General features: G+C 65.9%; 20 protein-coding genes. 10 read left to right on the forward strand and 10 right to left on the reverse strand.

The window, feature by feature from the left end; genetic code table 11:
* Positions 1–38 precede the first annotated feature (38 nt).
* The 3 genes from ACU18_RS07965 to ACU18_RS07975 all read left to right on the forward strand — a co-directional run bounded on the left by ACU18_RS07965 (position 39) and on the right by ACU18_RS07975 (position 2001).
* Positions 39–413: a DoxX family protein gene (locus tag ACU18_RS07965; protein ID WP_050685009.1), complete on the forward strand. Its 375-nt coding sequence runs from the start codon at positions 39–41 to the stop codon at positions 411–413.
* A 230-nt stretch (positions 414–643) separates the two neighbouring features.
* A complete protein-coding gene (locus ACU18_RS07970) occupies positions 644–1012 on the forward strand; it encodes a GntR family transcriptional regulator (RefSeq protein ID WP_050685010.1) in 369 nt (122 codons plus the stop codon).
* Positions 1009–2001 carry a hypothetical protein gene (locus ACU18_RS07975; protein WP_157407634.1) on the forward strand — a complete coding sequence of 331 codons (993 nt, stop codon included), beginning with the start codon at positions 1009–1011 and terminating at the stop codon, positions 1999–2001. Before ACU18_RS07970 ends, ACU18_RS07975 begins: the two co-directional genes overlap by 4 nt.
* An 88-nt stretch (positions 2002–2089) precedes the next feature.
* Here ACU18_RS07975 and ACU18_RS07980 read toward each other — a convergent pair whose 3' ends face one another.
* Both ACU18_RS07980 and ACU18_RS07985 read right to left on the reverse strand, forming a co-directional pair.
* Complete coding sequence (locus ACU18_RS07980) at positions 2090–2284, reverse strand: hypothetical protein (protein WP_050685012.1); 195 nt, start codon at positions 2282–2284, stop codon at positions 2090–2092.
* Between the two features lie 80 nt (positions 2285–2364).
* On the reverse strand, positions 2365–3156 hold the full coding sequence (locus tag ACU18_RS07985) for a response regulator transcription factor (protein WP_050685013.1): 792 nt from the start codon (positions 3154–3156) through the stop codon (positions 2365–2367).
* Positions 3157–3555: 399 nt separating this feature from the next.
* Here ACU18_RS07985 and ACU18_RS07990 point away from each other — a divergent pair, with 399 nt between their 5' ends.
* Entirely contained in the window at positions 3556–4623 is a 1068-nt protein-coding gene (locus ACU18_RS07990; RefSeq protein WP_231686028.1) for a glycoside hydrolase family 16 protein, read from the forward strand.
* A gap of 80 nt (positions 4624–4703) precedes the next feature.
* On the opposite strand, the gene ACU18_RS19890 is transcribed toward ACU18_RS07990, so the two are convergent.
* The 3 genes from ACU18_RS19890 to ACU18_RS08000 all read right to left on the reverse strand — a co-directional run bounded on the left by ACU18_RS19890 (position 4704) and on the right by ACU18_RS08000 (position 6998).
* Positions 4704–4868: a hypothetical protein gene (locus ACU18_RS19890; protein ID WP_197273544.1), complete on the reverse strand. Its 165-nt coding sequence runs from the start codon at positions 4866–4868 to the stop codon at positions 4704–4706.
* Positions 4869–4872: 4 nt separating this feature from the next.
* Positions 4873–5994 (reverse strand): glycosyltransferase, encoded by a 1122-nt coding sequence (locus ACU18_RS07995; protein WP_082178239.1) that lies wholly within the window; start codon positions 5992–5994, stop codon positions 4873–4875.
* Between the two features lie 245 nt (positions 5995–6239).
* Entirely contained in the window at positions 6240–6998 is a 759-nt protein-coding gene (locus ACU18_RS08000; protein ID WP_050685014.1) for a ZIP family metal transporter, read from the reverse strand.
* 199 nt (positions 6999–7197) lie between these two features.
* On the opposite strand from ACU18_RS08000, the gene ACU18_RS08005 reads away from it, so the two are divergent.
* Positions 7198–7674, forward strand: a complete 477-nt coding sequence (locus tag ACU18_RS08005; protein ID WP_050685015.1) for a sensor histidine kinase — start codon at positions 7198–7200, stop codon at positions 7672–7674.
* Between the two features lie 30 nt (positions 7675–7704).
* Here the strand turns inward: ACU18_RS08005 and ACU18_RS08010 are convergent, their stop codons facing one another.
* Positions 7705–8316: an NADPH-dependent FMN reductase gene (locus ACU18_RS08010; protein ID WP_050685016.1), complete on the reverse strand. Its 612-nt coding sequence runs from the start codon at positions 8314–8316 to the stop codon at positions 7705–7707.
* Between the two features lie 378 nt (positions 8317–8694).
* Here ACU18_RS08010 and ACU18_RS08015 point away from each other — a divergent pair, with 378 nt between their 5' ends.
* The 3 genes from ACU18_RS08015 to ACU18_RS08025 all read left to right on the forward strand — a co-directional run bounded on the left by ACU18_RS08015 (position 8695) and on the right by ACU18_RS08025 (position 13728).
* The gene (locus ACU18_RS08015; protein WP_050685017.1) at positions 8695–11439 is read left to right on the forward strand and encodes an exo-rhamnogalacturonan lyase family protein; all 2745 of its coding nucleotides are present in this window, start codon (positions 8695–8697) and stop codon (positions 11437–11439) included.
* Between the two features lie 456 nt (positions 11440–11895).
* A complete protein-coding gene (locus ACU18_RS08020; RefSeq protein WP_331456831.1) occupies positions 11896–12633 on the forward strand; it encodes a hypothetical protein in 738 nt (245 codons plus the stop codon).
* Positions 12634–12801: 168 nt separating this feature from the next.
* Positions 12802–13728, forward strand: a complete 927-nt coding sequence (locus ACU18_RS08025) for an SRPBCC family protein (protein ID WP_050685019.1) — start codon at positions 12802–12804, stop codon at positions 13726–13728.
* A 116-nt stretch (positions 13729–13844) separates the two neighbouring features.
* Here ACU18_RS08025 and ACU18_RS08030 read toward each other — a convergent pair whose 3' ends face one another.
* Together ACU18_RS08030 and ACU18_RS08035 are read right to left on the reverse strand one after the other, a co-directional pair.
* A complete protein-coding gene (locus ACU18_RS08030) occupies positions 13845–15011 on the reverse strand; it encodes an SLC13 family permease (protein WP_050685047.1) in 1167 nt (388 codons plus the stop codon).
* A 113-nt stretch (positions 15012–15124) separates the two neighbouring features.
* Positions 15125–17197: a rhamnogalacturonan lyase gene (locus ACU18_RS08035; RefSeq protein WP_231686029.1), complete on the reverse strand. Its 2073-nt coding sequence runs from the start codon at positions 17195–17197 to the stop codon at positions 15125–15127.
* Positions 17198–17573: 376 nt separating this feature from the next.
* Here ACU18_RS08035 and ACU18_RS20415 point away from each other — a divergent pair, with 376 nt between their 5' ends.
* On the forward strand, positions 17574–17822 hold the full coding sequence (locus ACU18_RS20415) for a helix-turn-helix transcriptional regulator (RefSeq protein WP_350224305.1): 249 nt from the start codon (positions 17574–17576) through the stop codon (positions 17820–17822).
* A gap of 40 nt (positions 17823–17862) precedes the next feature.
* The gene (locus ACU18_RS08045) at positions 17863–19050 is read left to right on the forward strand and encodes a type II toxin-antitoxin system HipA family toxin (RefSeq protein WP_231686031.1); all 1188 of its coding nucleotides are present in this window, start codon (positions 17863–17865) and stop codon (positions 19048–19050) included.
* A 14-nt stretch (positions 19051–19064) separates the two neighbouring features.
* Here the strand turns inward: ACU18_RS08045 and ACU18_RS08050 are convergent, their stop codons facing one another.
* Together ACU18_RS08050 and ACU18_RS08055 are read right to left on the reverse strand one after the other, a co-directional pair.
* On the reverse strand, positions 19065–19838 hold the full coding sequence (locus tag ACU18_RS08050; RefSeq protein ID WP_050685023.1) for an SAM-dependent methyltransferase: 774 nt from the start codon (positions 19836–19838) through the stop codon (positions 19065–19067).
* A gap of 118 nt (positions 19839–19956) precedes the next feature.
* Positions 19957–21270, reverse strand: a complete 1314-nt coding sequence (locus tag ACU18_RS08055; protein ID WP_050685024.1) for an MFS transporter — start codon at positions 21268–21270, stop codon at positions 19957–19959.
* Positions 21271–21278: the final 8 nt, after the last annotated feature.

The raw sequence follows: 21278 nt of genomic DNA on the forward strand, positions 1-21278 counted from the left end.
CTTTTCCCAGCCCCGCTCACTCCCCCGAAGGACAAACCATGAACATCACCCTCTGGATCATCACCGCACTGCTCGCCCTGGCCTTCCTGGCCGCCGGAGCCATGAAAATTGCGCAGCCCCAAGCAAAGCTGGCCGCCGGCGGACAAGGCTGGGTGGAGGGCTTCTCCGCCGGAGCCGTCAAAGGGATTGGCGGCTTGGAGGTCCTCGCGGCGCTGGGGCTGGTCCTGCCTGCGCTGCTCAACGTCGCCCCCGTCCTGGTTCCCCTGGCCGCAACGGGGTTGTTCCTGCTGATGGTGGGGGCGGCCATCACCCACGCCCGCCGCGGCGAAAAGCCCAACGTTATGGTCAACGCAGTCCTAGGTGTCCTGGCGCTCCTGGTGGCCATCTTCCGGTTCGGGCCCTACGCCTTCTAATACTCCAGACGTGCCCCCGGACCTGGCCCCTGCGGTCCCGGCCCCGGGACGACGCGAAAAGCGGTCAGGGAATCAGCTTCGATCCAGGTCGGATTCGCTCAGGTGGTGCCGGCCGGCCAGTTCCCGCCATTGGTCCTCCCGGCCGGGCATTGACTGTTCGAGGAGCCGGGTGAACGAGTCGACCACTGGTGGGCATTGTTATAGTTGCAATATAATAATAGAATGAGCGTATGCTGATCCGTTTGACGCCAGATAACGCGTCGCCCCTCCATGAGCAGATTGCCGGCGCGATCCGTCAAGGAATCCTGGAGGGCTCACTCGTCGATGGGGAACGGCTGCCGGCAGCAAAGGCGCTCGGTGAATCGCTCGGCGTAAGCCTGCATACCGTTCTGCACGCCTACCAGGACCTGCGCGGGCAGGGCTTGATCGAGCTGCGCCGCGGACGGGGTGCTGTTGTGACCGCACCCGAAACGGCATCCCGCGAACACGCCACACGGATTCTCGACGAAGCAGCCCGACAACTCGCAGGCCTGGGTCTCTCGACCGAGACGACTCTTGCGCTGTTCCGGCAACGACTCGACAGGGGAAAAGCTTCATGACGACGGATACAACACACCGCTCGGTGACCGAACCAGATCCACGGTTTTGGCTCGGCGCGTTCCTACCCACAGCGGCAGTGCTTGTCGGCGCCCTCGCCCTTACCTTCAGTTGGAGCGGTCGGCTGCCGTCGCCCGTCGCCCAAAAATGGGACTGGTCCACTCAGGACGTCATTACCGTCGCACCACTCTGGCAAGGAGTGCTCTCCCTCGCTGTTCCGTCCGCGGGGGTGCTGATCTTCCTGGTGTTCTTGAAGTGGACAGGCAAACTCACCGGATGGGGGCGGCGCATCTCCATCGCCGCTCTCGCAGGAATCGCCGTCTTCACTGCCGCGTCGCTTCCGGTCATGCTCAATGGCCAGGTCGGGCTCACGGACCCACAGCTTGCCCCCGACCCACGCACCATCATGGGCGTCACCGCGGCGCTCAGCCTCGCCTACGGAATCCTCACAGCCCTCATCGCCGGCGGACGCCCGCTCGCGACCCCGGCCGCGGGCACCACACCCACTCCGGCCCTCGAGTTGGAACCCAACGAGCTCGCCGTGTGGACTACCACGACCACCGCCTGGGTGTGCCTGCTCGGCGGCGGCTTACCGGGGCTAACCCTGATCATCCTTGGCAGCACCACACCGGTCTGGGGCCTGGCCATCCCTGGTGGGATATTACTGGCGCTGGGGATTACCACCGGCCGATGGACCATCACCGTCGACCACAAGGGCCTGACCTGCACCACACTCCTCGGCTTAGGCCGCTTTGCCGTCCCGGCCAGCCCGGGAGCTGCCGCCGAGGTAGTCAACGTGCACGGATTGTCCGAGTTCCTCGGCTGGGGCATCCGCGTAGGAGGATCCAGCTCCATCGGCCTGATCTTCCGCAACGGGGAAGCTCTCCGCGTCCAGGGACCCAACGGCTACAGCCTCACCGTCACCACCTATGACGCCACAACAGCAGCAGCCCTCTTCAACGCCCAAACAGCCCGTCGCCACACCACTTAAACCGTTCTCCCGACGCAACCGGGAGCCCCCGGCCGGGGGCTGCACCGCCCCTCCCGGCCTGGCTTCCGTCAACAGCCGGCTGACGCCGTCAGGATTTCTCTGTGGCTTCCGGGTCCTCTTCGGGCTCAAAGCTGTTCGGCTCGCTGCCGGCACCCACGCCCACGCCGTCGTCCCCGCCGGGGATCCCGCCGTCGTCCGCGCCCCTGGCATCAGCAGCACGATCCTTGTCATTGTCCTTGTCCGGGTCCTGCGGCGGCAGCGATTCGGGTGAGTTGATGGACATGGCATCTCCTTTAATAGCCCGGGCTTTCACGCTAACAGCCCGGTGCGGCAAAAGAACCTGCTCCGCCGGGGAAATTCTGCCTACTGCGTCATTCGGTAGCCCACGCCGCGGACCGTCTCCAGCCACCGCGGCTGCCGCGAATCGTCACCCAGCCGCTGCCGCAGGGAGGCCACCTGCGCACCGAGGGACCGCTCCTCACCGGCGCTGACAAACGAGCGCGAATCGGCGCGTTCCTGCCGCAACTGCCGCACCAGCTGCGCCTTCGTGAGGACATTCCTGCCGTTTTCCATCAGGATCACCAGCAGGTCGAACTGGTTGGCGGACAGCTCCACCGGCTGTCCGTCCAACGCCGCCTGCCGCCCGGCAGGGTCCACGGTCAGTCCGCGGTGGGCAAGGTCCGCCGGGCCGTCCGCGACGGCGGCAGGCACCCCAGGCGCGGCAGGCACCGATGGAACCGGCGCGGCCCCCTCGCCTGCAGCTTCCGCCGGAACGGCAGCGATGCTCCGGGGCCTGCGCAGCAAGGCCGCAATCCTGGCGCGCAGCTCCCTCGGGCTGAAGGGCTTCACCAGGTAGTCGTCAGCTCCGGTTTCGAAGCCCATCAGGGCGTCGGCCTCGTCCGCCTGCCCGGAGATGATGATGAGGTAGGCGTCGCTGAAGGAACGGATCCGGCGCACGGCCTCAAGCCCGTCAAAGTCGGGCAGCCCCACGTCCATGGTGACCACGTCAGGGTGGAACTCGCGGACGGCCGCCACAGCTTCCTGGCCGGTACCCACGGCATGGACGGTGAACCCGGCCTGCTGGAGCACTTTTTCCAGCAGCCCCCTGGTTTCCTCGTCGTCCTCCACCACTAACGCCATGCCGCGTTGGGCCATGCTTTTCACGTCCTTTTGCCTTGGGTCCGGCCGCGGTAGTCCGGTGGGCCTGCGGTCCGGAATCCGGCCCTGGGCGTCCCGTGACGTGCGGACGGCGGAAATTTCAGCACTTATGTGCCGCGCATTTCCCTCAGCTGTTCGGAGCGCCTCGACAAAAAGATGGCTGTAATTCCCTTCATAACATGCAAATTTACCGCTATAAATCCGGGTGCGGAAACCATAATGGGCGGAAAGCGTACCAGCTGAAAATTGCGCTGAAATTGCGTTTATCCTGAGCGGAATACCGCTGCTTCTTGAAGGACTTCCCCTATTGCAAACTTCCATTGTTGTGCCCCATGATCTAGCTACGCCAAAAAGCGGCGTACTTGCTCGCTGGGAGCAACTGACAAAGGGGCCTGCATGTCTCGTTCTTCTTCTCCGGTCTCATCACGGCTCCGCCGGACCCGGACGGCTGCCATGATCTTCACCGCGGCCCTGGCCATGCTGACCACCATCCCTCCCGCCAATGCTGCAGACACAACCCCCATGGACCCGAATCCGGGTCCGGCCGGGAGTTTCAGCTGGAAGGGTTTTAACTGGGAAAAGCGCTTCTGGGGCGGCTCACCCCAATTCAACGGGCAATTTGCCGCTGCGAATGTTGTTAACCCGGATGCCAACGGCTACATCTCCATGAAATTGACCAACCCCACCGGCACCGCACCCGTGGCCTCGGAATTCCAGTCGACCCGCAAGGGATTCGGCTACGGGACCTACAGCACCACCGTGGAGAAGGACCTCAGCATCCTGCAGAAGGAAGTGGTGTGGGGCTGCCTCTTCACTTACGACCCGGATGCGGAGCCCGGCTACAACGAGATCGACCTGTGCGAGGCCTCGGCGTGGGGCGGCGGCGCAAGCTATGGCGAATCATGGCCGGTGACCCAGGGCCACGGCTACTGGTTTGATGCCACCAAGCCGCCGGGACAGGGCAATAACACTGTCGCGTTCGGCGTCACCTCAAGTTCCATCACCACCCACAGGATGGTGTGGGAACCCGGCAGGATCACCTTTGAGACCTTCGCGGGCACCGGCTACACCGGTGCCCTGTTGAAGCGGACGGTCCTGGAAGGGACCACGGTGCCGGTCCCGGCCCAGGAACAGGTGCACTTCAACCTGTGGGTCACCGGCGGCGGGGGCGGCAATCCGGCCGCTGTTAAGGCGGAGACCGTCAAGATCCGCGATTTTTCGTTTGTGGCAGCCCCGGCCCCTTCCATCAGCCTCCGGGCGGCCACCAGCACGTACACCGGCGGCTACACCACCAACAGCATGAAGTGGACGGGAGCCCAGGGAGACACTGTCACGCTTTGGATGAACAACATCCAGAAGGTGGTGCCCAACACCGGAAGCTTCCCCCACAGGTACAAGGGAACCGCCGACTACGCCTATAAGGTCTGCGACGCCAACGGCTGCTCCAACGTGGTCAACCCTTAGCCCGGCGTGCTGCGGGACTTACCCTGCCGGACAGGGCGAATCCGGTTTCCGGATGCGTGCCCTGCCCGGCAGGAGCTTCGTTAGGACTTCCTGATGCGGACCGGGACGATCCGCTGGATGGCCAGTCCCAGGGCCAGGAGGGCGAAGGCCGCCAGCGCGAACCAGAAGATGTCCCCTGCGCCGGTCATGGCCAGGGTTCCGGAACCGGCGCCTGCGGCAGCGGGAAGTGCGGGGTTGTTGTACATGGTGTTACCAGGCTTTCTTTTTGTTGAATGCTGCGTCGGCATAGGCCTTCGCATGGACCGCCTGCAGGAACAGGTCAATCACGATTTCGTACATGGTGGCGGCGGCAAGCATGTAGCGCCAGCCGCGGAGCCGGACGGTGATCACGCGCTCGAGGATGAACACGCCGGTCACGGCCAGCCAGAAGGGCTGGATGTTCATTCCCGCGCCGCTGATCAGCGCAAACGCGATGGTGCTGAAGTAGGCGATGGTGACAACCACACCCACCATGGCCAGGATCTGGCGGCCCCAGTAGGGCTTGGTGACCCAGGTCCAGCCGTACTGCACGCAGTTCTCCACGGCGCCGCGCTTCCAGCGGAGCCGCTGGGCCCACAGTTCCCGCCACGTGGGCATCACTTCGGTGACCAGCGTGCAGTCTGCCGGCGAAAGGATCCGGTACTTGAGTGTCAGCAGGGCGAAGGAGAGTTCGTTGTCCTCGGTGAGCACCGACGTGTCGTAAACGCCGCCGCTGCCGTTTCCGGGAGGCAGGGCGCCGGAAAGCCGGCCCGCCACCACGTCGCGCAGGGTCCGGACCCGGAACAGTGCCGCGGTGCCGGTCACCACCAGGCATTTGCCGTTCAGCCGGCGGACGTCGCGGGCGTACCGGGCGTATTCGTTGCGCTGCAGGTGGCCCACAAATCCGCCGCCGTGGCCGCCCTTGAAAACGCCGCCGACGGCGCCAAGCCGGGTATCGGAGAGCAGGTGGCCTACGGCGAGCTCAATGAAGTCGTGGGACAGCTGGGAGTCGGCGTCCTGGACCAGGATCATGTCTTCCGGTTTGCCGGTGGGCAGGAGCCCGGACAGGACGTAGTTGAGGGCGCCGGCCTTCTTGTCGGTGTTTCCCACGGTCCGGACCACCTCGGCGCCCGCGGCCACGGCGATGGCTTCGGTGGCGTCGGTGCAGTTGTCGGCCACAACGATGATGCGGTCCGGGACCAGCGTCTGGTTCTGCAGGGAGGTCAGGGTCTCAAGGATCCCGGCTTCTTCATTGTGCGCGGGAACCAGCACGGTGATCCGTGCCGGACCCCCTTGCGTGGTGGGTCCGGGGCGGAGTTCTTCGCCCTGCGGCCCCGTCTGTGTGTCTTCCATGATTCCCGTCGATCCTCCGCAGCAACATTTCCTTGCTGAGAGTGTTCCAACGGAAACGCAAGCATTTGGCACCGATCAGGCAGGAAAACCGCAAGCTTGGGTCAAGATCATGACGGGCCTAAAGGCGGCGGCGGCGTACACTTCTGAACCCCGAAGTCCCCGGGGTTTTACGGGATTCAGCGGCGCGGCACTTGGCTGCAGCGCCGCCGTCGTACGGTCCGTGGAAGCGTGCCGGCCGCCCGGGTCTACGAGCCGCCCAGGTGGTGGACCGTGAAGGCGGTGAGGAAGCCCAAGGAAGCCGTCAGGCCGGTGAGGTTGTGGTGCTCCTCGAACGCCTCGGGGATCATGGTGTCGGCCAGCATGGCCAGGATGCCGCCGGCGGCAACCGAGGTAATGAAGGCCACCAGCTCACCGGAAGCGTTCTCCAGCGCCACGTATCCCAGCAGCGACGCCAGCCCGGACAGCAGCGCGATGCCGCCCCACAGGCCAAAAACGTAGCCGGCGCTGCGGCCGGATTTTTTCATGCCGGCGGTCCCTGACAGCCCCTCGGGGACGTTGGAGATGAAAACGGCAGCCATCATGGCCGGGCTGACGGCGCCGCCCGCCAGCATGCCCACACCCAGGACCACGGACTCGGGCACGCCGTCCAGCAATGCGCCCACCGCGATGGCGGACCCGCTGCCGGGGCTGTCCTGCTCGGACGGCTGCTGGCCGCCGGAACGCTTGCGGTGTTTGGCGCCGGCCCGGGCCAGCAGCATGTTGGCGCCGACGTACACCACCGCGCCCGCCATGAACCCTGCCACCGTGGGCCACAGCCCGCCGCCGGCCACCGCTTCATCGACCAGTTCGAAGGCCAGGGCGGAGATCAGCACGCCCGCGCCGAACGCCATCACGGTGGAGACCACCTTGGGCGGCAGCTTCCAGCGCCAGGACACGGCCGCTCCCAGCACCAGCGCCGCCCCCGCGGCAGTACCCCACGCAAACGCCTGCAGCCACACCGGCATACGATCCCACTCTCCGGTTCCCGCAGGAACCACTCCGGCGGGGCTGTTCCCGTGGCGGGACGCCCCAAGGGCCACAGTAGTTCAGCGCACCCGCCGGGCAGAATTGATGGGATCTTGACCCAAACCTTGCAGGGCCCTGACATTGCGGGTTCACGCTGGTGCCATCAGACCAACCAGCTTATGGGGAGCAGGAAACGGCATGGCACAGAGGGCAGCTCTTGACGACGGCGTCATCGCAGTGGATGGCGTCCTCACGGACCAGCATCCGCTGGACTTCCACGCATTGGGGCTGGCCGGATGCATCGACCGCCTCACCGGGCCCCTGCGCCGGCGCGGCACCACCATCAACTGGGACACTCCGCACTGGGGCATCGAGATCCCGCCGGACTGCGCCACCCTTCTGTACCAGTCCGCCCGCGAAGCCCTCAGCAACGCGTTCAAGTACTCGGATGCGTCCCGGCTCACGGTGCAGCTTTCGGCGGTGCACCACGGTATCCGCCTGGTGGTGGCCGACGACGGCACAGGCTTTGACAGCCACAGCGCCACTTGCGGGCGGCACCACGGCTATGGGTTGCGTCTGATGGCAGTGGCAGTGCATGAGGCAGGCGGTTCCCTGGACATCAACTCAACCCCGGGCGCCGGCACCAGCGTGACCGTGACCCTGCCACTCGACTAGGTCACGGCCTGGCCGGCGCCGCGTGGTTCGTCAGCGGGAGAGTTTGCCCTCGTCAGGCTCTGCATCGCCGATATGGCCGGGCGCGTTGGCCGCCAGGACCCGTTCAACAAAAGCCCCGTATTCCTCCATGTAGTGGCTCAGGAACTTGCGGGTGGCCTCGTCCTTGACCTCGCCGTCGTCGCCGAAGGCACCGGCGTCGTACTTAACGTAGGCCTCCGGGGCGTTGAGCTGCGGTGCGTCCAGGAAGCTGAGCACGCTGCGCATCGAGGACTGCATCACCGCGGTGCCGATGCTGCCCGGTGAAGTGCCGATGATGCCCGTGGGCTTCCGGGCGAACGAGTTGGTGCCCCACGGCCGGGAACCCCAGTCGATGGCGTTCTTCAGGGCACCGGGGATGGACCTGTTGTATTCGGGTGAGACGAACAGGATCCCGTCAGAGGCTTCGATGGCCTCCTTCAGCGCACGGCCAGCGGGTGGAAAGTCCGCGTCGTAGTCGTAGCTGTACAGCGGCAGGTCCTTGATGGGGATTTCCGTGAACTCCAGGTCGTCCGGGGCCACCGAGATCAGGGCCTTGGCCAGGATCCTGTTGATGGAGCCCGCTGCCAGGCTCCCCACGAAATAGCCGATCTTGTACGGTGCCATGCGCGTTCCTTCCGTGGCCGGCTCAGGCCGGCCGTGCTTGGATCCTGCCAACAAGGTCCGCCGCAATTCTTCCGGCGGTGTGCTGCCGCGGTGCTGGTTTCCGGAGTGCTGACTGCCGGACCCTGCCGGTAGCGGGCACCGATTATGGGAGACCGGCCAGATGAGCTGCGACGGTGCTGCTCACTGCATCATCAGCCAAGCACAGTTGCCCCGCTGCGGCCAGAGCGGAAAGCGATCCAGCCCGAAAGAAGACACCTGACTGCGGCGGGCCCTTGCCTTGGCCGTCACGGCGGACTAAATTGAAACGAATCAGAAAGCGCTTTCCCGGACGATAGTGCGGTGTCTGCAGCGCACCACCTCCCTACGGATTTGGATCCCATGACGGTCAATACCCCCATCAGATGGCTCGACGGCGAAGCGCCGGCTGAGATCAGCGGCGGCACCACGTGGGGCATGCCCTTTGCCCGCGGTTCCGTGGCAGGCCCGGAACTCCTCAACGTGACGGACGATCTCGGCGCACCGGTGTCCAGCCAGGCCTGGACCCTCGCCACGTGGCCTGACGGATCCCTGAAATGGGCGGGCTTGGCCCTGCCGGCGAGCAGTACACCGGCGGCGGGGTACCGCGTCGGCGCGGGTGGAAGCGCCGCAGGCGCGGGTGGAAGCGCGGCAGGCACCGGCGGGGGCGCAGCAGGCACCGGCGAAGGTGGGCCAGGCGTCGGCGAGGGCGGGCCAGGCGTCGACCACACGAGCGGCCGTGATGCCGCCGCCGCGACACCCGGACCCGTCCTGCACATCACCGAAGCACCTGACGCCATCACCGTGGATACCGGAAAGCTCCGGATGGTCCTTCCGCGCAGCGGCACCACACTGTTCAACAGCCTCACCCGTGACGGCCGCACCGTGGCACGGGACGCCCGCCTGGTCAGCCTGCTGCAGGACGAAATCCCCGAGGGCGCCGGAACGGCCAGCCGGGAAGCCTTCACCGGCGAGGTCACCGCCGTCGTGCTGGAACAGGACGGCCCGGTCCGGGCGGTGGTCCGCGTTGAAGGCCGGCACCGTCCGGATGCCTCGGACAGCGGACGCAGCCACTGGCTGCCGTTTGTGGTGCGGTTCTACTTTTCAGCCAACGCGCGCAGCGTGCGGGTGGTGCACTCCTTTATCTGGGACGGCGATGCGGACCGGGACTTCCTGGCCGGGCTGGGGATCCGGTTCACGGTGCCGCTGGAGGCGGAACTGCACAACCGCCACATCAGGATCGCCGGAGCTGACGGCGGTTTCCTGGCCGAGGCCGTCCGCGGCCTGACGGGCCTTCGCCGGGATCCCGGCGAAGAAACCAGGGCTGCGCAGATTGCCGGCCGGCCCACCCCGCCCGCGGAGAGCTGGAACCCGGAGGTTTCCGGACGCCTGCACCTGATCCCGGCCTGGAACGACTACACCCTGACCCAGCTCAGCGCTGACGGTTTCGAACTCCGGAAACGCACGGCCGCCGGGCATGCCTGGGTGGGCATCTCCGGGGGAACCCGGTCCGCAGGGTTCTGCTCGCTGACGGACACCCGGGGCGGGCTGGGCGTGGGCATCAAGGATTTCTGGCAGTCCCACCCGGGCCAGCTGGACATCCGGGGCGCGGCAACCGGGGAAGCCTCGCTGACCGCCTGGCTCTACTCCCCCGAAGCCCAGCCCATGGACCTGCGGTTCTATCACGACGGGTTGGGGCAGGACACATTCGCCGAACAGCTCGAAGGCCTTGAAATCACCTACGAGGACTACGAGCCCGGCTTCGGCAACCCCACCGGCATTGCCCGCACCCATGAGTTAACTCTCTTCGCCTACGGTGCCACCCCGGAAACCGAAAGCCTCGCCGCGGACGCCGCGATGGCTGCCGCACCGGCACTGCTGCAGGCCGGCCCGGACTACCTGCATTCGGCGGGGGTGTTCGGCGACTGGGATCCCGTGGACCGCAGCACCGCAGCGCGCGCCAAGCTTGAGGACAGCCTGGACTTCCTGTTCGACTTCTACCAGGGCCAGGTGGAGCAGCGCCGCTGGTACGGCTTCTGGAACTACGGCGACGTGATGCACACCTACGACTTCGACCGGCACGTATGGCGGTACGACGTGGGCGGCTATGCGTGGGACAACTCCGAGCTCTCCCCGGACCTGTGGCTCTGGTATTCGTACCTGCGCTCGGGCCGGGCGGACATCTTCCGGTTCGCCGAAGCCATGACCCGGCACACCGGCGAGGTAGACGTCTACCACCTGGGTCCGTGGCGCGGCCTGGGGTCCCGGCACAACGTCCAGCACTGGGGCTGCAGCGCCAAGCAGCTGCGCATCAGCACCCCTGCCTACCGCCGGTTCTACTACTACCTCACGGCCGACGAACGCACCGGCGATTTGCTCACGGAGCTGGTGGACAGCGACACGAACTTCCTGGGGCTTGATCCCGTCCGCAAGGTCCGGCCCGACGCCGACACCTACCGCCCGGACCGCGCAGCGCTGGGCGTGGGCCTTGGCACGGACTGGGGCTCGTTGGCCGCCACCTGGCTCACCGACTGGGAGCGCACCGGCAACCCGCGGTCCCGCGACCGGCTGCTGGGCACCATGGCGGACATCGGCAAACTCAAGCACGGCTTCCTCACCGGCGAAGCGCTGTACAACCTGGACACCGGCCGGTTCGACACCAGCCGGGACCTGATCCAGGTGTCCCACCTCAGCGCGGTCTTCGGCCTGGTGGAAATCTGCAGCGAACTGGTGGACCTGGTGCAGGACCCGGACTTCGAACGGGCCTGGCTGCAGTACTGCCGGCTCTTCCTCGCCACGCCTGCGGAGCAGGAGGAAGCCGTTGGCCTGCCGCTGCCCGGGATCTACCTCACCCAGGCGCACAGCCGGCTGACTGCCTGGGCCGCCGCCCGGCTGGACGATCCGGACCTGGCCGCCCGCGCATGGGAAAGCTTCGCCGAGGGCGGCGAGCACCTCAACCACGAATCGGCGTTTACGCTGCGGAGCATTGAACCCCCGTACGTCCTGCTGCCGGTGGACGAGGCGCCAACGGTGTCCACCAACGACACCGCCCAGTTCGGCCTCGCCGTCATCCAGAACCTGGCGCTGGTGGGCAAGCACCTGCGCTGAACCACAAAGACGGACGACGCCGGCACTCGGCCGGGCCGGCAACGGAACCCGGGTGCCGCCGTCGTCCGCCCTGCAGAACCGCCGTGCCGAACCGCGGCCACCGGTACGCCCAAAGGGGCCCTTCGGGCGTTGGCGGAAGCGTCCCGAAGCCCATGATCATGGGCTCTGGTCCGGCCTATCCAGCGCCGGTATGGTGTGCCTGGCGGAGGGATGGGCATATCTGAACGCCGCCACGGCGCGCCAGTCATTTCGGGGATTGCATGCGTCGAAACGGGTCCCGTACAACTCTCCATTGTCACGGGTTCCGTGCCGGAGCAAACTTGAATGGACGGCACTATCCCGTGCCGCCCGCGGGGCCACCCGGCTGCGGGGCCTCACAGTTTCCTGTAGCGGCCTGGTGGATCGATGCGCCCCGTGACGCCCCCCGGAAGGACTGCCAGGCGTTTCCGTCATCTCGTGCCCTTGGTGGCAATCGCCCTGGTCGGATGTCTCGGCGCCTGCGAGTATGAGTCCAAGGACGCCTCCCGCCTGCCCTCCCCTGCTCCGGCCACCGAGGCTTGCGCGGTTCCGCCGGGGCCGGACGGCGGCGGCACCGCCACGATCCCGCCACTGCCTGACGGCGGCGAAATTGACGCCGGCGCCTACCTCGTCCTCGCCCCCGGCTACCCGGTGCCTTTTGAGATCACCGTCCCAGCCGGCTGGTCCAGTGAAGACGGCGATGGCCTGCGCAAAGACGACCCGGATCACCCGGATGACATGGCAGTCTTCGTGGGTTGGTGGTCCGCCGGCTATGTGCCGACGGACGCTTGCGCGTGGGAGGGCGCTCTCGTCCGGATCGATCCGTCGGCCAAGGCCTTCGTCGACGCGGTCACGGCGCAGGCGTCAACGGCGAGCACCCCTCCCGTGGAGGTCAAGGTTGGCAACTATTCCGGCTTCGAGTTCGACCACGCCATCGAGGGCAACATGGACGTCACAGCCTGCGACCGCGGCAAGTTCTGCATCCACTCAGAACTCTCCAACGAGTGCACACGCTGGTACTCAACCCGGGAAGAGCATGAAGCGTACCGGGTGGTCGACCTCTACGGGCAGCGCGCCGTGAGCTGGGTGGTCCAATTCCACGAAGCGATCAATCCGGAGCTGACCAATGAGGCGCGCACCGTCTTCGACTCGATCGTGTACAGGTCCGGCCAGTGACCGGCTCTGCCGGAGAAATCAGGCCCCGCCTTCACACCCAACCGGGACTGTCGCCAAACCTGATCCCCTCCGGCCCCTCTGGAATCCGGGTCTTCGACGCTATATGGTAAGCATACTGATGAATGTTCGAATGTTCCTCAGGTTCGTGTAGACAGCAAAGGAGTAGCGATGAGCACCAAGGTGGAAAAACGCATTCTGGTCAACGTTCCGGTCAGCACTGCTTACAACCAGTGGACCCAGTTCGAAGAGTTCCCGCACTTCATGGGCGGAGTCAAGAGTGTCCGGCAGCTCAGCGACGACCGGCTGGAATGGGTGGCCGAGATCGGTGGCATCCGCCGCCAGTGGGAGGCCCGCATCCTGGAGCAGGTGGTGGACCGCAGGGTTGCCTGGGCGGCAACCGAGGGTGCCACCAATGCTGGCGCCGTGGAGTTCGAGGATGTGGGCGGCGGTCAGACGTCCCTGCAGTTGACCCTCGAATACGAACCGGAAGGCCTGATCGAAAAAGTCGGTGACAAACTCAATGTCGTGGACCGCCAGGCCGAGGCCGACCTGCAGCGCTTCAAGGAGTTCATCGAGGACGAAGGCTACGCCAGCGGAGCCTGGCGTGGGACCGTGGACCAGGGCGGGACCGTGGGCACGCCCGGCGTCGAGGACGCCGCCGGTTCGCGTGGGGATTCCGGCAAGGCAGGCATCTCAGGAGCCGTAGCCGCAGGCTTGGGCGTCGCAGCCGCCGCCGGCGCCGTTGCCGCCGTGGGCGCCGCCACTTCAAAGCAGGACGACACAACACGGGGAACCGTTCCTCCCGTCACAGTGGAACCTGTGCCGGCCGCTGGGGCCGGCAGTCCGGCCGCCACCCCCGTGGTGGACGTTCCGGTGGAAAGCACAACGCCGGGCACTGGCTCGGCGGGTTCCGTCGCCGACCTGGGGGATGACAGGATCGGCCACACCTTTGACCAGACGAACGGTTTGGTGGACACGTCCGGAGAATCCGACGGTACGGCTGAGGGAGACCTTGCGAGCAAGGGCGAGCGCGAAGACGGCGGATTGCCGGCGGTCCCGTTGCCGCCCATCAACAACAACCTGCGCCAGCCCTGACCCTGCGCCGCGATCCCGCCTTCGGGTTGCCGGGGGCGGGTCCGGCGTCGGCCGTTCCCTAACAGCGGTTGTCGAACCGCCTCTTCCCTAACCTGCCGTTCCAAAACCGCCCGTACCTAACCGGCCGTCAGTGCCAGGGCTGCGACGGCCGCCAAGACGGTCAGCGGGCCCACCAGCAGGCCGAAGACGGCGAACCCCTTCCAGGAAATCAACACGTTCATTTTTTGCAACCGGTCGTGCCACAACAGCGTGGCCAGCGAGGCCCAGGGCGTGATCAGCGGGCCTGCATTAACGCCGATCAGCAGCGCCGCGAGCCGGAGCGGGGACCCTGCAACTGCTTCAAGGGCCAGGTAGGCCGGCAGGTTGTTCAGCAGGTTGGCGCCCACCATGCCGGTGGCGGCCAAGCGGAGCAGCTCCCCGGCGTCGTCCCCCTGGCCGGACAGGGCGGACAGCAGCGCGGGCGCCCCCAGGTGCTGGGCTGTTTCCATGACCAGGAACAGGCCTGAGGCGAACAACAGCAGCGACCACGGCACCAGCAACGGCGAGAGCACTGCCCGCCTCCGGACCGCGAAGATCACGGCGAGCATGAGGGCCGCGCCCGTCGAGGGAATCCACACCGGCACCCCGGAAACAAGCATGACCAGCAGGACGGCCAAAACGCCCGCACTGCCGTACAGCAGGACCCGGTCCGGCACGTTTTGCGGAGCGGCGTCCAGTGGTGGCTGGTACTTCCGGGCCAGGTCCTTGCGGAAAACAACTGCGATGAACGCCAGCGGAATGATGATGGCCACCAACGCCGGCGCAAGCATGAGCCGGGCAAACTGCAGCGGCGTGATCCCTCCCATCGCGTGCTGGGCCAGGAGGTTGGTCAGATTGGAGATGGGCAGCAGGAGGCTGGCCGTATTGGCCAGCCACACGGTGGTGAGGACAAAGGGCAGCGGCGGGAGCTTTGCCTGGCGTGCCAGGGTCACCACAACGGGTGTCAGCAGGACTGCCGTGGTGTCCAGGGACAGAAAGATGGTGGTCACACAGGCGGCAGCTGACACCAGCAGCCACAGCAGGACGCTGCTTCCCCGGCCCCACTTCCGCAGACGCCGGGCCAGGAGCTGGAACAGGCCGGCCTCGCTGACCAGCTCGGTCACCACCGTCATGGCCGCCACAAACACCAGGATGGGGGCGACGCGCTCAACGAGTGCCCCGAAATCAGCGGCCGGAACCACACCAAAAAGGGCTGCTGCGCCGCCGGCGGCCAGCAGGACGGCACCGATGATCGCCAGACGCATGACGGGAGCATATCCGACGAACCCGGGAATACCGGCGCCGGCCGCCCCTTTGGGGACGACCGGCGCCATGAGGTAAAAGCCGGTGCGGTTGGCCCGCAGGTTTCTGCTTGCTGCTACTCGCCGCTGCCGGAATAGGTCACGGCCGGCATGGCCGGGGTGGCCATGCCCTCGCCCAGGTAGAAGCTGGGGTGCGGGGGCTGGTTGTAGCCCACGGTCTCCCGCGCAACGCCGGTACGGTACATGGGATCGTGCATCAGGGTGCGGAGCCGGATTTCGGTGGGTGAGGTACTGGTGTAGATCCGCAGTTCGGTGCTGTCCGTCGACGGGAAGACCAGTTCCTCCCGCCAGTCGCCCAGGAGGTCAGCCTGGAGCGACGGGTTGCCCTTGGTGTGGTTGTTGGTGCGGGCGCCGGTGGCGGTCAGCAGGTTATCGCTGGTTTCGGTTTCCCAGTTCCATTTGGAGATGGTGGGAACGCCCACGCCCGCTACGGCATCAAAGTTGTGGTCGACAATTTCGCGGAGCAGGTCGCCGTCCCACCAGGCCATGAAGTTGGCGGCCGGAATTTTGTCGGAGATCCGTTCCCCCTTGGCTGACATAAGGAACCCCACGGGTGAGTTCCAGGCGGCGTCGCCACCCACGGCCCAGCTCTCGGAGCCGGCGAATCGCGGGTCGATATCGCCGGTGGCGCCGCGGCCGGTGTCCTTGATGGCGGGGATGCTCCACAGCACCTCACCGGTGGCGGCATCGCGGAAGGTGGCGCCCCGGTTGCCGCTCTGGCTCATGCTTTCGTGGACCGCGAACGTTTCCAGGCCGGGCCGGGCCGGGTCCAGGTCTCCGGTGTGGATGGCGTCGCCGTGGCCCAGCTTGGTGTTGTACAGCGGGGTTCCGTCGTCGTCGATGGTCATGGAGCCAAAGACAAACTCGTCCTTGCCGTCCTGGTCAACGTCGGCCACGGACAAGTTATGGTTGCCCTGGCCCTTGTACTGGTCGCCGGCGACGTCGGAATCGAAAGTCCAGCGCTTCACCAGCTTGCCGTCCACCAGGTCATAGGTGACCAGGACCGCCCGGGTGTAATAGCCGCGGCTGAACATCATGGACGGCTTCTCGCCGTCGAGGTAAGCGACGCCGGCCAGGAACCTGTCCACCCGGTTGCCGTAGTTGTCCCCCCAGGAGGCCACGGATCCGCGCGGCGGATCGTACGGAACGGTGTCCATGATGGTGCCGTCGGCCCCCTTGAAGACCGTGAGGAATTCCGGGCCGGACAGCACGTAGCCGGCGCTGGTTCGGTAATCGGCCGCGGCGTCCCCGATGACGGTGCCTGCCGCGTCCGTGGTACCGTCCGCCGTCTTGAAGGCCACTTCCGCCTTGCCATCGCCGTCAAAATCGTAGGCAAGCATCTGCGTATAGTGTGCCCCGGCCCGGATGTTCCGGCCCAGGTCGATCCGCCACAGCTTGGTGCCGTCCATCTTGTAGGCATCGACAAACACGTTGCCGGTGTACCCGGCCTTGGAATTGTCCTGGGCGTTGGACGGGTTCCAGAGCTGGATGATCTCGTAGCTGCCGTCGCCGTCCAGGTCCGCCACACTGGAGTCGTTGGCGGAGTAGGTGTACGCCTTGCCGTCAGGGGTGATGCCGTCCGCCGGTTTGTCCAGCGGGATGGCCAGATAGTCGTGGGCCAGCGGGGTGAATTCCGCACTGAGTTTGTCCTGGCCGTTGCCGTTGCCCACGGTTTTGATGACATATTTCGAGTCGGCCGTACCGGCGGGATCAACGAAGGTGGTGGTGTCCCGGATGGGCTGCTTGGTGATTTGCTTGCCGTCCCGGAGAACCTGGAAGCCGATGCTGTCCTTGTCCAGGCCCAGCATCCGCCAGCCCAAGGTGACACCCTGGTCTGTCAGCACCGCAACGGGCGCCCGGTCCAGGTTTTCAACCTGCCGCTTGAGCGCGGTGGCGCCGGCTGCCGGCTGGCCCGGATTTCCCGGGGCGGCCTGGGCCAGGGACACACCCGTGAAGGCCAGTGCTGCTGCCGTTATCGACGCGGCGGCCGCAAGCGGGACGGTTTTCCAGCCGCGACTGCGGCAGCCGGGGTCCTGCGGGGATTTGTTGTGCGAGGGATAAGTCAAAGAACATCTCCTTTGATGCTGCGGCACCTGAGGTGGCGCGCTAACGGGCTTGGAACGTTTCATTTCTCGGCCGAAAGGCGCCTGTCACTATTTTTGACAGGGGCTTTACAGCAGCAGTAAACGCTTTCTGCCTTTTTGTTTTATCAGGTGCTGCTTGACGAGGTCAATGGTTTGCCGTGAGGAAATGGGAGAAATTGTTCCGTTACGTACAGTTCCCACCCTGGCGCCCGGCAGGTCAAAGGCAACTGTCGCGACGACGACGCGCTCACTGATGGCCACCTTCTCGCACAAATTTGAATGGGTAATAGTTTACCCATAAGTGTGCTTTAGGGGTAAACTATTACCCATGGGACGTCGAGAACTTGGTCTAACCCGCACTGCCGAGGACGCGGTTGCCGTGCTCGGGCAGCAAATTCGGATGGCCCGCGTTGCGCGAGGGATGACCGCCGAGCACCTCGCTGGCACAGCTGGCATTACGCGGAAAACCCTGGCGGCCATCGAGCACGGAAGCGCCGCGGGCAGTATCGGCAACGTGTTCAATGTTGCGTCGATCGTTGGCGTCCCCCTGTTCGGGGTCGACGACCCCAGTGAACTCATCGCGCTCCGCCGACGAGGCGAGGAACGACTCGCACTGCTTCCCACACGCGTCGACAAAAAGCGGGACAACGACGATGGCCTCGACTTCTGACATATATGTTTGGGCGTGGCTGCCCGAGGCCACCGCACCGGTGCCCGCTGGCCGTCTTCGAGAAGGTGCGCCCGGCCAGTTCTCCTTCGACTACGGCCGGCGGTACCTGGAGCGCCGAAACGCCATCTCCCTGGCTCCAACCCTCCCGCTGTCCGAGCGAACGTTCGGGCCCACCGGGTCACTGGGGCTACCTGGGGCCCTGCGCGACGCTTCGCCAGATGCCTGGGGGCGGCGCGTAGTTCAGTACCAAGTCACCGGTGACCGCGGTGACGACGCCGACACCGGTAACCTTGATGAACGCACATATCTCTTGAACTCCGGCTCCAACCGCTTCGGCGCCATCGATTTCCAGAGGTCAGTCACCGACTACGTCCCGCGTGCTGCGGCCCCCGCCCCGCTGGAAACTCTCCTGGACGCCGCAGACCTCATTGAAGCCGGCGGCGATCTGCCGTTCGAACTCGAGCGGGCCCTCCTGAGCGGTACAGCGATGGGTGGGGCGCGCCCGAAGTCCGTCATCCACGACTCTGGTCGCGAGTACATAGCGAAGTTCACCGCGTCCAACGACCACTTCCCGGTGGTCGGGGCAGAGGCAGCGAGCATGTTTCTCGCCGGGAAGGCGGGGCTCAACGTCGCTCGAACCCGCGTCGAGAGCGTCCTCGGCCGGGTTGTCTTGCTGGTTGAGCGATTCGACCGAACGAACGACGGCGGGCGCATCCTTGCGACGAGCGCCCTGACCCTGACCGGCTTGGACGAGTTGCAGGCGCGCAGCGGCAGTTATGTCGAGTTTCTGGACGCTCTTCGCAGCAACGGTGCGCCCGAGGGTACTGCCGCCGAACTCTTCGGACGCATCGCGTTCAGCATGGCAATCTCCAACTCCGACGACCACCTTAGGAACCACGCGGCGCTCTGGGACGGATCCGTAGCCATACTCAGCCCCGCCTATGACCTTTCGCCCATGCGGCGTAGCGGAGAGACGGCTTCGCAGGCCATCGCATATGACCGGAAAGGGACAAGGCGGAACAACGTATCTGACCTCATCGCCGTCCGTAGTCTCTATGACCTGACCAGGGATGAGGCCAACACCATCGTTGCCCGAATCGAGGACGCTATTCGTGAGCACTGGGCGGAGGCTGCGGACTTTGGAATGCTGACCAGCGCCGACAGGCGCCTCCTGTGGGGGCGGCAGTTTCTCAACCCCGGAAGCCTCTACGGTTTCCGCGATCGGTGAGTCTCAGGGGTCTCCTACCCCCTGAGGCAGAAATACGCCATCCCGAGTACGCCCCGGTAGCCCTCTTCGTAGGCAGCGCGCTGTTCCTCGTATCGCCGACGGACCTGCTCCGCGGCGGGATGGTCCGCATCATGTGCTTCCAGCCAACGGGTAAACCTGTCGCGGAAGCCGGCCTCGAACACGTCCCACTCCTGAACGCTTGCCTGGTCGTTGTCCACCACCTCGAAACCAGCGGCGCGGATCTGCTGGCGCAACGCATCCGCTGACAGGTACTCGTCATCACGTCCAGCCAGAGGGGCGGTGGCAGCCGGATGAGGTGTTGCTGACCAGATCGCCTCGCCGTAGACGAGCCGGCCGCCGGGAAGCACCAAATCCCGAAGGGCACGCAGGGCCGCGCCGTAGTCGAGCGGCTGCGCGTCCTCGACCGGCCGCCCCCAGATCTGGCTCGCGCCGATGCAAATGACAGCGTCTGCGGGGCGAACCCGGGCTTCCCGCGCAGGCATCGAATCAAACGCCGCCCGGTCGAGCAGCCCGCGGGTCAACGCCTGTTGCCTCGCCCGGTCGATGGATGCGGAAGCACTGTCCACCCCGCGTCCCCGTGCCTGCGGGGCCGACGTCAAAACCCGAAGCAGCAGTTCACCCCATCCGCACCCCATGTCCAGCACCTCAGCCGGTGCCGGGTTGGACAAAAACGCCACAAGGCGTGCAGCGCGTTCCTCGGAGAGCGGGGTCAGCCAGGTCAGGGATTCGTAGAGGGGCGGCAGTTCAAGCGAAGTGTCGTCGGTCACTCAATGATGCTCTCACGATTCACGGCTGCGGCTGCTTGTCCATAACCCCGTGGCACTGCGGACAGCCCGGCCCCGGCACGCCTACTGGCGCAGGCGTGCGGCGTCGGGCCGTCCCGCCTCAGCGGATCCCGCGGAGCTTCACGCCGGAGGCCAACGCCACAAGGCTGATGACTGCCACCACTGCAAGGTAGTAGCCGGGGGCCACAGCCTGCCCGGTCTGCTGCACCAGGAACGCCGCAATCATCGGCGTGAACCCGCCGAAGGCCACCACTGCCGTGTTGTAACTGAAGGACAGGCCGGTGGCCCGGGTCCGCGGATCGAACGCATCGGACATCACTGACGGCAGCGCCCCGAAGTAGGCAGCCTTGAGCAGGCCGAGGATGGTCATCACCAGCGCCAGGACCAGGAACGAGCGGGCCGTGATCACCCAGAGGAAGAGCGGCACCACGCCGATCATCAGCACAATCACCGTGGGAACCATGATATTCAGGCGCCCGTACCGGTCCGACAGGTGGCCCACCAGCGGGGTCCCGAAGGTGAGGATCACGCCGGTGATGATCAGGGAGGTGAACGCGATGCCCGGCTCCATATCCAGTTCCTTGATGGCAAACGTGGGCATGTACTGCAGGATGAAGTTCAGGGCCGTGGAGACTGCCAGCGCACCACCGGCCAGCAGGATGCCGGTTTTCTGGGTGGCGAAGACTTCCTTGACCGGCGAGTGCTCACGCCCGTCCTTGGCGGGGTCCACGGCCACAGGAACCTCCCGCATGTTCCTGCGGATCAGGAAGCCCGCCGGTCCCACCAGCAGGCCGAACAGGAACGGAATCCGCCAGCCCCACGCCGTCATGTCCGCATCGGAAAGGACGGTTGTCAGCACGGCCACGAAGATGGCCGCCAGCAGGCTGCCCAACCCCTGGCTGGCGAACTGGAAACTGCCCAGGAAACCCTTGCGCTTGCCGTTCTGCGCGATCAGGTACGCCGTTGCGGCACCGAACTCGCCGCCGGCGGAGAACCCCTGGATCAGCCGCGCCAGGACAATTCCGACCGGCGCCAGGATGCCGATGCTCTGGTAGTTCGGCATAAAGGCGATCAGGGCGGTGCCCACCACCATCAGCCGGATGGTGACCGTGAGGCCTTTTTTCAGTCCGTGCTTGTCGGCAAACGCGCCCAGCACCAAGCCACCCACGGGTCGGATCAGGTACGAGACGCCGAACACCGCGAAGGCCTGGATCAGTTCCACCCCTGGATCGTCGCTGGGGAAGAAGTTCCGGCCGATGTAGATGGCCAGGAGGGCGTAGATGGCAATGTCGAACCATTCCAGGGCGTTGCCGATGGTGGCCGCGACGATGCCCCGGGTGGCTGACGGTCCGGAGTCGGCGGTTTCCTGGGGACCGGCCGGACGGGGCTGGTTCTTTTGCTTCGGGATGCTCATGGGGACTC

It is taken from the genome of Arthrobacter sp. ZBG10, from assembly GCF_001238605.1.
Classification (GTDB): Bacteria; Actinomycetota; Actinomycetes; order Actinomycetales; family Micrococcaceae; genus Arthrobacter.